Origin of the sequence: Butyricimonas faecihominis (assembly GCF_033096445.1) — a bacterium.
Taxonomy (GTDB): Bacteria; Bacteroidota; Bacteroidia; order Bacteroidales; family Marinifilaceae; genus Butyricimonas; species Butyricimonas faecihominis.
Window position 1 is genome coordinate 3,975,048 of sequence record NZ_AP028155.1, and the last position, 14,813, is coordinate 3,989,860.

A 14,813-nucleotide genomic window follows, 5' to 3' on the forward strand; every position below is an offset into this window, starting at 1 on the left:
ACGACCTTGTGCGAGACAAGGCCCATGTTAAATTTAATAACACAAATTTATGACAAAAAGAACGAAACCGAAAGTCTTTTTGGGACTTTTATGCGTTTGCAAAAGAATGTTTAGTATTTTTTTACTTTTCTTGGCAACGCTGTTACTATCTTCTGCCTCTGTTTTTAGCCAGCAGAAGAATCAGAAAATTATCTCCATTGATTTCAAGGAGTACAGTCTGACGCGTGCTTTACATGAGATCAATCGCTTGAGTGGGGACTTGGTCAATTTCCGGGAGGAAGTTGTCATGAAAGAGTTGAAAAAGATTACCTTGAAACGGGATGATATCACGGTTTTCGAGGCGGTGAAGGCCTGTTTGGAAGGTACTGGGCTGACTTGTTCCCAGCAAGGGAATGGTAAGATTCTCGTGGGGCCGAAACAGGAAACAACCATGTTGACTGTTTCCGGTCGGGTTGTTGACGAGAAAGGGAATCCTATTCCCGGAGCGACGGTACTTATCCAGGGAACCACTCAAGGGGTAGCCACGGATGGAGAGGGTCGTTACACGATTACCGCAAGACCGGAGGATGCGTTGAGATTCTCGTTTATTGGTTATAAGCCGGAAGTTGTCCCGATTAAGGGAAAAACGAGACTGAACGTTCACCTGAATCCCACTGCCGAGAATATAGAGGAAGTGACAGTCGTGGCGTTTGGAGAACAGAAGAAAGAGAGTGTGGTGTCGGCAATAACGACCGTGGACGCTAGAAGTTTAAAATCTTCCAGTAGTGATTTGACCAGCCAGTTTACCGGAAAAATTGCCGGTATGATCGGTTGGCAGACGGGAGGTATTCCCGGTGCGTTGACGGAAGAAGAGATGAACACGAAATTTTATATCCGGGGTATTACTTCTTTTCAAACCTCGGCCAATGTTGACCCGCTGATCTTGATTGACGGGGTGGAGTCGTCTAAGTTGGACCTTTCCCGTATGGTTCCGGAGGATATCGAGAGTTTCAGCGTGATGAAGGACGCATCGGCTACGGCGATGTACGGGGCTCGCGGGGCTAACGGTGTAATTTTGATCACGACCAAGAAAGGACAGGAGGGAAGTGTTTATACTTCGGTTCGTTACGAGATGGTAGTGAGTGCTCCGACCAAGAAAATAGATGTCGTTAATCCCGTGGATTACATGAAAATGTATAACCGGGCCTTGTTGTCCCGTAACCCGGCAGCCACCCCACAGTATAGCGTGGAGCGCATTCAGCGTACGGAGTCCGGGCTTTATCCCGATTGGGTATATCCTGCTAATGATTGGTATGATATCATGTTTCAGGATTATTCTATCAACCATCGTGCGGGGTTGAATATGCGGGGTGGTTCCCGGTTGGTGCAGTATTATGCCTCTGTCAACTATGTGCGGGACGAGGGGATGTTGAAGACCGACCGCTTGAACCAGTTCAAGTGTAATATCGAGAATAACACGTTTTCTTTCCGGGCAAACCTGAATATCGATTTGAGTGCGGGAATTCGCTTGAATATTAATACATCAGCCAATCTGGATAAATATCACGGGCCTTATGCCGACGTGACGGAGGCTTATTACATGGCGTTCAATGCTTCTCCGGTGGATTTCGCTCCGCTTTATCCGGGAGACGAGACGTATGGTTGGCCACACCTTCGTTTTGGAGCCGTGGATTTGAACACGATCAATCCTTATAAGGATCTTCACCAAGGGTACAAGGACCGCCGCCGTTATTCGGCTGTGGCTCGTGCAGAGTATATTCATAATCTTTCTGCCTTGTTGAAAGGGTTGGAGTTACGGGCTTCTGTGTCCATGAATCAGACGGGATATTATACCAATGCTTACAAGACGGAACCTTATCTATATTCATTGGCCGATTATAGTTTTGAGACCGGAAAGCATCGGTTGCTGGCATTGAATGAACGTAACGCATCGCGGACGTTGTCAAAAGCGTATGGTAATAGTTCACAGTCGACGCAAATGAGTTACGAGGTGCGGGGATTGCATGTGGCAGCGTGGGGTGAACATCAGACCAGTTTGACTGCCGTGTTTAACGTGCAGGAGTCGACGTACTCTAATACGGAAACCGTATTGGACGGTATTCCTCACCGGAATATGGGTATGTCCATGCGTGGAACTTACGGGTTTAAGGATAAATATTTTGCCGAGGCGAGTTTTGGTTATAACGGCTCGGAACGTTTTGCCAAGCACAATCAATGGGGATTTTTCCCGGCGGTTGGTGGTGCATGGATTGCATCCAAGGAGCGTTTTATGGCAGACAACGTGGGACGTTGGTTTTCGTTCTTGAAATTCCGTCTTTCTTGGGGAAAGGTTGGAAATGACGGGGTCATTGATTCCCCGCGGTTTGCCCATTTACCCTTGTTGGATAAAGTGAGTATCATGGACCCGGCACCGGGTGGTACCGTTTTACAGCGTCCCGTGGTGAAGTCTTATCCTAACGACAAGATTACTTGGGAAATTGCAGAACAGACAAACTTGGGTATTGAAACGAAATTCTTTGGTGGAATCGTGGAATTGAATGCCGATATTTATCAGGAGGTTCGCCACAATATTATAGATTATCGTTACACGATGCCGGCATCTACCGGATTGGAGTATTTGCAGATCGGAAACGTGGGAGAGGTTCGTTCTAGGGGTATTGATCTGTCGGGTAAGGTTCAACATGCTTTTACTCCGGATTTCTGGACGATATTGAGTGGTACGTTTACTTACAATAAGGCGGAGTATCGAGATATTGAAGAGGCTGCGAATAAGCCGAAATGGCAAAGGAAAGTTGGACATGAAATTTCACAGCAAATCGGTTACATTGCCGAGGGTGTTTTCCGTGATCAGGCGGAGATTGATAACTCTCCCCGACAAGGCGGTGACGTGATGCCGGGTGATATTCGCTATCGTGACTTGAACGGTGACGGTGTGATTGACGTGAATGATGCCACGTATATCGGTTTCCCGACAACCCCTCGATTGATTTATGGTTTCAGTGCCTTCTTTAATTTGAAGGATTTCGAGTTAAGTTTTGCTTTTCAAGGAGCGGGTAAACGGGCGTTCTTTATGGACCCGATGAAAATCAGTCCGTTCGTGAAAAACCGGGCGATGCTGAAGGCGATTTACGATGATCATTGGAACGAAAACAACATGAAAGAACGTCCTTTCTGGCCGCGTCTTTCTACGCAATCCATTGATGCGCATAATCCTCAGGAGAACTGGAAGAATAATGCCGAGATACGGAAGTCCACTTATTTCATGAGAGAGAGTAGTTTCTTGCGTTGTACTTCGATAGAGGTGGCGTACAATGTACCGCAGGATTTCTTAAGCAAGATCAAGATGCAGAATGTGAAATTTTATGCCCGGGTAAATAATCCTTTCCTGATTTCCAGTTTTAAGATCTGGGATGTGGAGTTGGGTGACAGTGGATTCAACTACCCGATTCAGCGTACTTGGTCTGTCGGTTTGAATATAAGTTTTTAATTTAATATATATCGATGATGAGAAAACATTTATTATATATACTTTGCGGAATGCTTTTGCTAACCGGATGTGACTATCTGAACCGGGTGCCGGAGAAAGATATTGAAACGGTGGAATCGCTTTTCGAGCAACGGACGAAAGCCGAATCTTGGTGGAAAGGGCTGTATGGAGAAATTAATACGGTGCTTACGAGTCTGACGAATAACACGTCTTTTTTGGGAGCCGATGAGTTTGTGACTTGTCAGGCATTGTACAATTCAACTACATTCCGTCTTGACGGGCTGAAGGTGGCGGATGGTTTGCAGATGTCGCAAAGTCCTTACGGGTCGTTGTGGTACAAGATGTACACGGTTATCCGGAATGCGAATACTTTTCTGGAAAATATCGATAATACTTACAATATTACCGACGAAGACCGGGAATGGTGGAAAGCTGACGTGAAGGCTTTGAAAGCGTTTATCTATTTTGAGTTGGTTCGTCGCTACGGGCCGATTTGTCTCGTGCCTCAGAATATGCCGATGGAATTGGACGTGAGTGCTTATCAATTGCCGCGGCAGCACGTGGATACTTGTTTCAAAGAGATTGTCAGGTTGTTGGATGAGGCAGCGCCGTATATCCCGATGCATAATCAGCGGGACCCGGCTTACGGGCACACGATTTGTCTGGAGGCGTTGTATGCCTTAAAAGCCAAAGCATTGCTTTATGCAGCATCTCCTCTTTTTAATGGGAATGCTTTCTATTCCGATTTCAAGAATAAGAATGGGGAGTTACTTTTTAATTCTTCTTATGACCGGAATAAATGGTTACTGGCCGCGGAGGCCGCGGATAAGGCTGCCGAAATTTGTGCCGTGGGAGACCGGGATTTATACACGGAGGAAACCACGAAAAAGACCAAGTTGTTGAACCAGATGAATGATATCGAAAGTAGTATGTTCTCTCGTTTTGATAATAAAGAGTATTTATTGGAAATGAAGTGGGGTACGTTGCAGTTATATCGGTTTACATTGCCCCGGCTATTGGATGACGAGGTGAATTTTAACGAGAGTTTGCTCGGTTGTCTCTCTCCCTCGATGAAAATGGTGGAAATGTATTACACGAGTCACGGGTTACCGATTGATGCCGATAATTCATGGAGCTACGCGAACCGTTATAAATTGGGTTCTGAGAGTAGCGTGATTTACGAGGATGTGATCCCGATGAACACGTCGGTGGTGAATCTTCACCTGCGCCGGGAACCTCGTTTTTATGCGAGTATCGCGGGCGACCGGATGTACTGGCAGCGCGGGACGAACACGGCGACGAGAAATTATAACCTGTTGGTGGAGGCTCACAAAGACGAATCTTGGGGTACACAAGAAGATTTTATCGTAAGTAATAATTGGCAAAATATTAACGGATACTGGTTGAAAAAACAGACATTCGGGAATTTTGCGACCTCGAATTACGTGGCGAATTTGAAAGGACAGGAAACATATCCAGTCATTCGTTTGGCAGAGGTGTATATGATGCAGGCGGAGGCTTGGAACGAGTATCTGGATCAACCGGATAGCCGGGTGTATGATCCTCTCGATAAAGTGCGGGAACGGGCCGGAATTCTACCGGTACGGGAGGCTTGGAAGACTTTTTCAAATTCCCCTGCCAAAGTGGATACGAAAGTCGGTATGCGTGAGATTATCCGCCATGAATATAGTATTGAATTTGCATTCGAGGGACATCGCTATTGGGATATTCGCCGCTGGACGATTGCTCATCAGGTGATGAACGAGAAACAATACGGTTGGAATATTTTGGGAACGACGTTCCAGACATTCTACAATAATGAGAACGGCCCGATCGTGGTGTGGAGCAAAAATAAGTTTGTGGCACCGCGGGATTATCTGGAACCGTTCAATGCTGAAGAGATCCTGATTTCCGGAATGGTTCAAAATCCCGGATGGTAAATGAAGTTTTGATTTACGATTGTAAATTTTAACCTGTAAAAGATAGAATGATGAAAAATACGATTTTGTTATTATTTATAATATTCAGCTTTTCGGCTTGTAGTGACGACGATTCGGTTTTCGGCGTGTCAACGGAAGGTTTGGAACTTAAGTTTACCCCGGTGGAGGGAGGTGCTATGATGCACTATTCTTTGCCGAATAACAGTGATATTTTTGCCATGAATGTGCGTTACAAGAATTGGCAAGGGTTGGAAGTGTTGAAAACTTGTGGATATAGTGGTGATTCGCTTTTGTTGGATGGTTTTACGAAAGCACAGGACGTAAGTGCCCGGATTTCGTTTGTTAATCATCGGGATGAGGAATCGACCTTGTACGAGTATAATTTTAAAACGCTGGACAGTGCACCGTGGACCTTTTTCGATAATGTAGAGATACATTCTTCTTGGAATGGTTTCCAGGTGATTTATAAAAGTCCTGCGGTAGTAACCGGGATGGCTCATGTTTTTTATTTGGGAGTAGATCCTAAGACTCAAAAGCCGGACACGATTCTGATGAGAAGTTTTCCTATTCTTCAAGGTGGTGATACGCTGAATTTTGCCGTACAGCAAGAGAGCGCAAAGAATACGGTAGTCATTCGTACGGAAGATTTTCAGGGGTATCGGGTGAGACAGGAGATTTATCCTGATGTCGACGCTTTCCCCACGGAACAATGGACCATGAAGCCAGAGAATTTTAATGATTTTGGACTTTCCGTGGAGAATGGTATCGCTAAGACAGGCGTGCAGTACTTGTTTGATGGAGAGTTGAAGGGAGAAGCTCGTCTGATAGCTTCTGCTATCGAGGAAAATAAACCGGAGCGTAAAAGTACCACGACGTATGCGACTTATTTGGCTGGTCCTCAGGCTTATGATAAGCCGATCGTTTTGGATTTAAGGGAGCAGAAGGTTCCGGCATGGCTGCGTTTGTATTGTCTGTATCCGTTGAGTAATGCATCTAATCCACTTACGGGGCAGGAGTTGGGATATATTTGGTCCGGTTGTTACGAGGATAAGACTCCGTGTAAATTAACCGTGTACGGTAGCAAGACTTCTTCAGACCCGGATTCCGGGGATTGGGTACCTTTAGGGAAATTGGATCAAAAACGTGATGCCACTACCGCAAGTGATAGATGGTCATTCCTGACATCATCGACTACTGCGGCAGCAAAGACCGTGGAGGAACTTGCCCAAAAGGATCCGGTTTACGTGGATGTTATTTTCCCCACGATTGACGAGACCTATCGCTATTTGAAGATTATCGTGCATGATACCTTCAAGCGGATGAATTCAGAAGTAAACAGTAATCAGCAAAAGTATTTTACGTTGCACGAGCTGGAAGTTTATGTAAAAAAGAATTAAGCGATGAGAATGAGAAGAAATATATTATACTGGTTTGCGGCAGTACTATTATTGACTGCTTGTAACGAGAGTCTGGAGGACACGTATAGCGATTTTGCAGGAGACGGGAAAATTCGTTACGTGGCTAAATGTACGGAAGTTCATGCCACTCCCGGTTGGGAGAGGTTGATGGTGGACTGGATTAATGGAACGGATGCCACGATCGATAAGATAAAAGTTGTCTGGTCATGTGAGGAACGTAGGGATTCGGTTATGTTGCCGGGGGAGTCTACTTCCTACGAGTTAACGAATCTGGAGGACGGGACATATCGGTTTGATGTCTGTGCCGTGGATGCTGCAGGAAACGAGTCTTTGGTTGAAACAACCTATGGGCGTCCCTATACGAGAGAGCATGAGATTATGTTGGCATTCACCAGAGGGGTTACGAGATCCTATTTCCTGAAGAATAAGATGATTTTCTTTTCCGACCAGTGGAACGAGAATATTATCGAGTTACAATTGAAATACAAGAATTCTGCCGGAGATACACGGTATTACACGTTCGATAAAGAGACCAGTTATAATACGCTTGTCACGATCCCGGATGTGAGTATGAATCCGGCAGACACGGTTTATGTGCTCCGGAGAGGAAAATTGGAGGATTGTCCGGATATTATCGAGTTCGCCCCGTACGTGATAAGTCGGAAGAAAAATTATAGTGCCGGGTTCGTGAACGCGATCCACAGACGTTATGGTTATCACACGGATACAAAAGAGGATGAAGAGCGATTTGAAGAGTTCGTGGAGAATGCGCAGGAGTTGGAGTTTGATTATGATATGGAAACTTTCGAGGATATTCTGTATTGTCCAAATTTGAAAAAGCTCGTATTCCGTAAGAATCGTTATTTGGATGAGAGAAACGTGACGGAGTATGCCAAGAGTAATATATTGGGAGATAAGGAAAAAAGTCGTCAGGTGTTGGATAAGGCAAATGAGCCGGATATACTGGGTTTAAAGATTGATTATTATGGGCGTGCGAGATATTTTGTGCCTTATTTTGATTCGGAATTACCGTACATGACTTATATGGGATATTCCCAGTTACCGGCCATGGAGATTATCCCGAAAGAGGCTTTTAAAGAGGATGAGGATGGGAAACGGATTCAATGTGTACCGTCTGATCCATATGCGGATGCAGATTTGGAGCTTCTGATGGATAATAATTCGGAAAGTGCTTGGATTACGACTCCTTTGGGCAGTATACGTTATTACGAGTTGCAGATGGAGCTGTTGGTGGCCACGGAAATTCGGGGAATAAAGATTGCCCAGCCTTATTACGGCCAATGGGGTGGTAATACGGGGTTGGTGAATTTTATGCCTACCACGATTTCCGTGCAGACATCCGCGGACGGGATTACTTGGAAGGATGTGACTTATTTTGAAAATAACACGTTGGGACGTAGTTCTGGTGAAGTGACATTGTTGCCGATGGTTGAGGGAACCCGACTGGTTCGTTATATCAAGATTTCCCTACGTGATCAGATGGATACGAGTGGTTTCTGTAAAGTTAACTTGGGGGATATCGTGCTCTATAAGTAAAATATTATTTAACGGCTGGCCAAAGAGTCATTTTATTTCAAAAAACTCCTCCGTCACTTCGTGCCACCTCCTCTATAAACAGAGGAGGAGCTGGTGACTCTTCCCGAAGACAGGGAGTATTTCAACTCTCCCTCTGTTTATAGAGGGAGTACCCCGAAGGGGGGAGGGAGTTTGAAAAATGACTTTTTGGGACAGCCCCATAAATAGAATTAAGAAGTAATGTTTAGAATGAATCATTTTATAAGACTTTTTCTAAGCGGGGTATTGCTATTGACTTTCTCCGGGGTGTTTAGTCAGGAACAGGAGGATCGCCTCTTGCAACTGATGAAACAGGAATTGAAGTACAACATGGAGGAGTTGAAAAAGCAGGAATCCGCACCCTATTATATGAATCTGCGGGTCATGGATGATTATACGGTCAGCGTGACAAGTTCGTTTGGAGCCGTGGCGGTATCGAGCGAAAATCATACCCGGATGCTCGTCCCACAAGTACGTTTGGGTAGTCCGGAACTGGATAATTTTAAATATAACCAGCAAGGAGGGGTGGCCGGAGAAAAATCTCGGGGAGCCCAAGGTGTGTTCCTGCCATTGGATGATGCGGCCCCGGAGGCGATTCGGGAAGCTATTTGGCGGGAAACGTTGAAACGTTACGAGTTTGCTCGTAATATGTATGACCAAGTGAAAACGAAGACTTCCATGAGTGTGGAGGATGAGGATAAAGCTCCTTGTTTTTCTGAGGCGCCCGTAGAGGACTATTACGAAACTCCTGTACCCGCAGAGAAACAGAAGGTGGATATTCGGGTGTGGGAAAAGCGTATGAATGAAGTGTCTGCCGTGTTCAAAGCGTGTTCTGTTTTACGTGAAGGTGCGGCTAATTTTAGTTTTCAGGTATTGCGCACTTATTTTGTGAATAGCGAGGGGACTGTGGTCGTACAGAACCGGGTGGCAGCACGGGTGACATTATCGGCATCGTTGAATGCGGCTGATGGCATGAATCTACCATTGAATGCCAGTTATTTCGCTTACACACCGGATGAATTGCCGGATAATGCGCAAATGATTGCTGATGCGGAAGATATGGTTAAACGGTTATTGGCATTGCGTGATGCTCCGGTTGCTGACCCGTATACGGGACCTTCTATTTTGTCGGGATCTGCCAGTGGGGTATTCTTTCACGAGATATTCGGTCATCGGTTGGAAGGCCATCGTTTGAAAACAGGCGGCCAGACGTTTAAAAAGATGGTGGGAGAGCAAGTGTTGCCCGTTGAATTTCAAGTATATTGTGACCCGTTGCTGGAACATTATGCCGGGACTGATATGTATGGTTATTATCGGTATGATGATGAGGGGGTGAAAGCTAGACGGGTGGATAATGTGGTGAACGGAGTGTTGAAAGAGTTTTTGATGAGCCGGATTCCTTTGGATGGATTTCCGGTAAGTAACGGTCACGGACGAACGTCCGGTGGCGGTGACCCCGTGTCTCGGCAATCGAATTTGGTGATTGAAACAACTCGGCCGTACACGGAAAAGGAGTTGCGGGCCATGTTGATTGCAGAGGCCAAGAAACAAGGGAAAGAGTATGGTTATTATTTCCAGACTGTGACAAGCGGTTTCACGTATACGGGTGAAGGTGGAAGTTTGAACTCGTTCAATGTGACCCCGTTGGAAGTATTCCGGGTATTCGTGGATGGTCGTCCCGATGAGTTGGTACGAGGGGTGGATATGATCGGAACGCCTTTGTCCATGTTTTCCAATATCACAGCAGCCGGAGATGAGCCCAGTGTTTTCACGGGAGTTTGCGGTGCGGAGTCGGGATGGGTTCCCGTGACGGCATCTTCACCAATGATATTCGTGAGCCAGATCGAGACCCAGCGTCGGGCACAGGCTCGTGATATTGCACCTATACTGCCTTCTCCACAACCAGGAAATGTTGTTGTCGGAAATACGGATGAAACTATTTTTGCTGCCATGTGTTCGGAATTGGATCGTAATCGTGAGGCATTGATTTTGCCGAGAGGTCCGAAACCCTATTATATCTCATACACGATAGCTCGTTATCGTCATTTCCAGATGATTGGATCGTTGGGAGGGTTATTACATTCCAGTGTTTCCCCGTGGAGGATGAATGGCGGGACGCAGGTAATGCTTGGTGATTACCAGAATAACAGTAACGTGCAATATCTGGAACAGATTGCCCCGGTGCAATTACCCTCGGAGGTGGACTATGATGTTATTCGTCGCGGGTTATGGGAATCGTCAGACATGATGTACAAGTATTCGCTGGGAATGATGGCCCAAAAGACGAATTATTTGCAACAGAATCCGTTGCCTGCCGATGAGGCCGGGCTAGCTGATATGCAACCGCTACCGGCCGTGACTCATCTGGAGGAACGGGAAATGCCGTTCGTGATTGATTCGGTTGCTTTTGACCAGTTGGTCATGGAGCTTTCGGCCGTGTTTAAGGATTACAAGGATATTTACAATTCAAGCGTGATGCTTAACGGGCTGGAGATGGATATTTACAGGTTGACAACTGAAGGCGTGCAGTTGAAGAAACCCGGTGGGGCAATCTCTCTGGCTGTTAGTGGTAGCGTGCGTTGTGATGATGGTTCGAGTTTGAGTGATTCGTTCTCGCTTTCCTTGCAGAACCCGGCGGAACTTCCTTCCATAGAGCAATTGAAGGAAAGAACGAAAGCTTTTGCTGAAGGGTTGTTGCGTTTGAAGAGTACGCCAGTGGTGGCCGAATATTATAACGGGCCGGTGATGTTCGAGGGGGGAGCAGTGGCCACGATTCTAGCAAATAATTTATTGAATCGGGGCGGTTTGATTGCTACCCGTTCACTCGGGCCGACACGGGGCGGATTGGCTGATCAGTTCGGTCAGCGGATTATTGATAGTCGTTTAACCGTTAAGAATTACACGGCGAAAAAAGAATATAATGGAACGCCATTATATGGTTATTACGAGGTTGACGGGGAGGGGGTTACCCCGGAGGCCGAGATGACACTGGTGGATAAAGGGGTATTCGGGAAGATGTTGAACGGGCGAATCCCGACGAAAAATGCCTTGGAAACTACCGGTAGTTCCCGGTTTATGATGATTCCCCAAAGCCCGACGGTGGCGACTGGAACCGGAACCATTCACGTACAGGTGGATAAAGGTATCTCTCACGAAAAGATGAAAAAGGCTTTAATCAAGGCGGCAAAAGAGGCCGGACAATCCTGTGCCTACATCGTGAGAGGCATTTCCGGTGCGACACTGGAAGTGTACCGGGTAGATTTGAAAGACGGGAGGGAGACCCGTGTGCGGGCTACGAGTTTCCGGTTACCGGATTTGACTAAGTTATTGAAGTTAGTGGCTATATCTTCGAAAGAGGAAGTCTTGAATTACTTGCTGAACAATTATCCGGCCTCGATGATTTATCCTGCCGGAGTAATCGTGGACGGTTTGGTGATTGAGAAGGCTACCGTGAAAGCGGAAAAAGAGCCGGTGTTGACACTCCCGCAACAACGGAAATAGGGATAATACATCAATTCATCATATGAGTTTAAGTTTCCCGTCGAGATATTAAAATCGAGACGGGAGACTTTTTAACCTAAAACAAGTGGACATGAGAAAGGTTTTATTTGCTGTTTGCATGTTGTTTTGTGGTATCGTTACAAGCGTCGCACAAGATGGCAGTTACAGGCTTGAAGGTCGGTTGGAGCCCACGGTCAACGGACAGATGGTGTTGATTGCCGACACGGAGAACGGATTGATCGAGTTGGGGGATATTACGGTCACGGATGGTCGGTTTGAGTTTTCGGGAAGAATGTCGGAAATGACCGTGGTATACTTGATGACAGGAAAGAAAGATGCGGTATTGGCAACAATTATGTTGGAAAACGCTCCCTACCTGATTACTTCTGTTTCCGGAACTTTGGTAGTGGAAGGAGGCGGAGAGGCCCAGAAAATATGGTCGGAGTTTAATGATTTGAATCGTTATCTGTTGGAGAGTCAAGAACGGTTGGATGCACAAGCGATTGCAAATCCTGCCCGGTTACAAGAGTTCCAGCGAGAATTCCAGACGATTCTGTTGAACGTGGAGGCCGAGGAATTGGCGTTATTGAAAAAGTATAATCATTCGATTGTTGCGGCTTGGATGGTAGCATCCAAAATGGAAGGTGTTGACGAGGCAAAATTGACTGAGCGTTACGAGGTGCTGGGAGAGGAGGCGCAGGCCACGTTTTATGGGAAACGGATTGTTGACGAGTTGAATAAGATGCAAAAGATTGCTGTGGGGGCTGTTGCTCCCGATTTCAGTGCGCCATTGGCCGATGGAGGTGTTCTTGCCTTGCATGAGACACGGGCTAAAGTGAAAATAGTCAATTTTTGGGCATCTTGGAGTAAGCCTTGCCGGGATGAGAACGTGAACTTGTTGAGATTATACAAGCGTTACCGTCCTAAGGGATTGGAGATTATCAGTGTTTCGCTGGATGATAACAAGAGTGTCTGGCTGACGGCTATCGGAGAGGATGGCAGCGATTGGAAGAACGTGTCTGATATGCGGGGGCCGAATTCCGTGATCGTTGTAAACTACCGGGTTAAAACGCTCCCTTGTATATTTATTCTAGATGATGAAAATCGTATCGTGGCTAAAAATCTGCGGGGCAAAGAGTTGGAAAAGAAAATCGATGAAATATTGAAAAAGAAAAAATAAGTAAAGCAATAATAGAGCGTGTTGTTTAGATCAGAGTCCCCTCACTTCTCGTTTTTTGGGGGACTCGCTTTCAAAAAAGTATTGTCATGACAATTAAACTGGTGTTATGAAAAAGAAATTATTGATATATATCCTAGTTTTAATCTTCTTGTTTTTTGTTGGTTGTACAAATGAAATGGAGATGTTGGAAGATAATTCCACCTTGAAAGCAGGCAATGAACGATTATTTATGCCTGACTCGTTAAGAGATTTGATAGAGTATGACAGAAACTCGATGGACCAATATAGTATTCGTAAACTCGAGAATATACTTGAGTTATTATATACTTTTCCAGAAACGAATAAAATGTTGAACTCTCTGGTAAAGGATGGTTTGAAAGTCAAGATGGAGATAACAGGAGGGTCTAGTTCGCTTGGGGAAGCATGGTATGATCCCATATACCCGCCCAAAATTGGTTTTTTAAGAGAGGATTGTATCACCATGGAGAATGTTTTACATGAATTATTGCATCATTATGCCATGTATAATTATGTTCCTTATCGAGATGGCGTTATACCAGCTTGCGAAGAATATGAAGTGAGAGTGTTGACTGATGTAATTATGCAAAAGTATTGTGCCAATTGTGATTTTAAGTATCAAGGCATGAGTCCTGATGAGGGTCTGTTTTATCAGCCTTATATAGACTGGATTAATAATTTGATTAATACATCAAGTTTCGATAAGTTTCTTTTCGGAATAGAGTTTAAAAAGTATGGAACATTTTGTATAAGAAGACTTGTAACTAATGATAGACCTATTTCTGATGTATTAAATGAGAATGATTTTAATTATTACATACCACTCTTATTAGAAACATTTTTATTTGATTTTAAAAGATAAGAATCGTAAACCTTTAAAATAGTAATAAAATGAAAACTATAATTCTGATGTTGTTGGTAAATTTATCATTTGAAATAATGGTAAATGCGTCTACTATAAATAATGTTGAAAAAGGAGACACTTTGTCGAAAAGGATGATTAACGGCTTGGAAGTAGTTCCAATAAAGATGAAAACGTTAATATATAAAGGACAATCAGAAGTAAATCTTTGGAGATTACATATTCCTGATTTTGAAGAGAGTTTTCAGAATTTCGAAAGTAAATATCCGGGGCGTATGGGTGACTCGTTTTCTAATGAAATATTGGAAAAATTGGCGGATTGGAAAGAGTATGTTTGGACAGAAGTGGTTCCAGCAGAAATAAAAACGTTAGTTGGAAAATGTTCGTCTCCTCATCAGCGGGAATTTCTTATTTGGCTTTATGTCAATAAAGAAGGAAATGCTTTTGCGGTTGAATTTATTGTCTCGGATGTTGTTCTCGAAGCGTTAAATTCTCTTCCGAAAAATATGATGAAAGAATTATATGATAACTTGTTAAAAGAAAAATGTGAAGTCATTAAGCAAGTTGAATTTTGTTTGAACAAGGATAAAGTCACGAATCAAGAAGGGAAAGAATATATTATTGAAAGATGGGACTGGTTCCTTTATAATAAATTTGGGACCTGTCATCCAACTAAATTGAAAAAGATGGTGGAGGACGGGAGTATGGAGAAAATTTTTGATGTGGGGGGAAAAAAGTAAGGAAATGATGTTGTGGGCAGTATAAAGTGTTGTTTAAGTCTGGGTCCCCTCAGTTCTCGTTTTTTGGGGGACTCGCTTTCAAAAAAGTATTG

At 44.6% G+C, this 14,813-nt stretch carries 8 protein-coding genes; all 8 read left to right on the forward strand.

Annotated elements, in window-relative coordinates; translation table 11 throughout:
- Positions 1-49 precede the first annotated feature (49 nt).
- The 8 genes from R8806_RS16480 (at position 50) to R8806_RS16515 (ending at position 14,721) form a co-directional block, all read left to right on the forward strand.
- The gene (locus R8806_RS16480; RefSeq protein WP_124316382.1) at positions 50-3,487 is read left to right on the forward strand and encodes a SusC/RagA family TonB-linked outer membrane protein; all 3,438 of its coding nucleotides are present in this window, start codon (positions 50-52) and stop codon (positions 3,485-3,487) included.
- Between the two features lie 14 nt (positions 3,488-3,501).
- Entirely contained in the window at positions 3,502-5,427 is a 1,926-nt protein-coding gene (locus tag R8806_RS16485) for a RagB/SusD family nutrient uptake outer membrane protein (RefSeq protein WP_229782978.1), read from the forward strand.
- Positions 5,428-5,474: 47 nt separating this feature from the next.
- A complete protein-coding gene (locus R8806_RS16490) occupies positions 5,475-6,824 on the forward strand; it encodes a DUF4959 domain-containing protein (protein WP_124316383.1) in 1,350 nt (449 codons plus the stop codon).
- 3 nt (positions 6,825-6,827) lie between these two features.
- Positions 6,828-8,402, forward strand: coding sequence for a DUF4998 domain-containing protein (locus tag R8806_RS16495; protein ID WP_124316384.1), 1,575 nt, complete (start codon positions 6,828-6,830; stop codon positions 8,400-8,402).
- Positions 8,403-8,630: 228 nt separating this feature from the next.
- A complete protein-coding gene (locus tag R8806_RS16500) occupies positions 8,631-11,921 on the forward strand; it encodes a metallopeptidase TldD-related protein (RefSeq protein WP_151411813.1) in 3,291 nt (1,096 codons plus the stop codon).
- A 91-nt stretch (positions 11,922-12,012) separates the two neighbouring features.
- Positions 12,013-13,101, forward strand: coding sequence for a TlpA disulfide reductase family protein (locus tag R8806_RS16505; RefSeq protein WP_124316385.1), 1,089 nt, complete (start codon positions 12,013-12,015; stop codon positions 13,099-13,101).
- Positions 13,102-13,207: 106 nt separating this feature from the next.
- The gene (locus R8806_RS16510) at positions 13,208-13,981 is read left to right on the forward strand and encodes a hypothetical protein (protein WP_151411806.1); all 774 of its coding nucleotides are present in this window, start codon (positions 13,208-13,210) and stop codon (positions 13,979-13,981) included.
- A 29-nt stretch (positions 13,982-14,010) separates the two neighbouring features.
- The gene (locus R8806_RS16515; RefSeq protein WP_151411804.1) at positions 14,011-14,721 is read left to right on the forward strand and encodes a hypothetical protein; all 711 of its coding nucleotides are present in this window, start codon (positions 14,011-14,013) and stop codon (positions 14,719-14,721) included.
- The last annotated feature ends 92 nt before the right edge of the window (positions 14,722-14,813 follow it).

Excerpts from the sequence above, each read along its gene's own strand:
- R8806_RS16485 (WP_229782978.1), top strand. The coding sequence starts at position 3,502 with ATGATGAGAAAACATTTATTATATATACTTTGCGGAATGCTTTTGCTA.
- R8806_RS16510 (WP_151411806.1), top strand. The coding sequence starts at position 13,208 with ATGAAAAAGAAATTATTGATATATATCCTAGTTTTAATCTTCTTGTTT.
- R8806_RS16500 (WP_151411813.1), top strand. The coding sequence starts at position 8,631 with ATGAATCATTTTATAAGACTTTTTCTAAGCGGGGTATTGCTATTGACT.
- R8806_RS16505 (WP_124316385.1), top strand. The coding sequence starts at position 12,013 with ATGAGAAAGGTTTTATTTGCTGTTTGCATGTTGTTTTGTGGTATCGTT.
- R8806_RS16495 (WP_124316384.1), top strand. The coding sequence starts at position 6,828 with ATGAGAATGAGAAGAAATATATTATACTGGTTTGCGGCAGTACTATTA.
- R8806_RS16480 (WP_124316382.1), top strand. The coding sequence starts at position 50 with ATGACAAAAAGAACGAAACCGAAAGTCTTTTTGGGACTTTTATGCGTT.
- R8806_RS16515 (WP_151411804.1), top strand. The coding sequence starts at position 14,011 with ATGAAAACTATAATTCTGATGTTGTTGGTAAATTTATCATTTGAAATA.
- R8806_RS16490 (WP_124316383.1), top strand. The coding sequence starts at position 5,475 with ATGATGAAAAATACGATTTTGTTATTATTTATAATATTCAGCTTTTCG.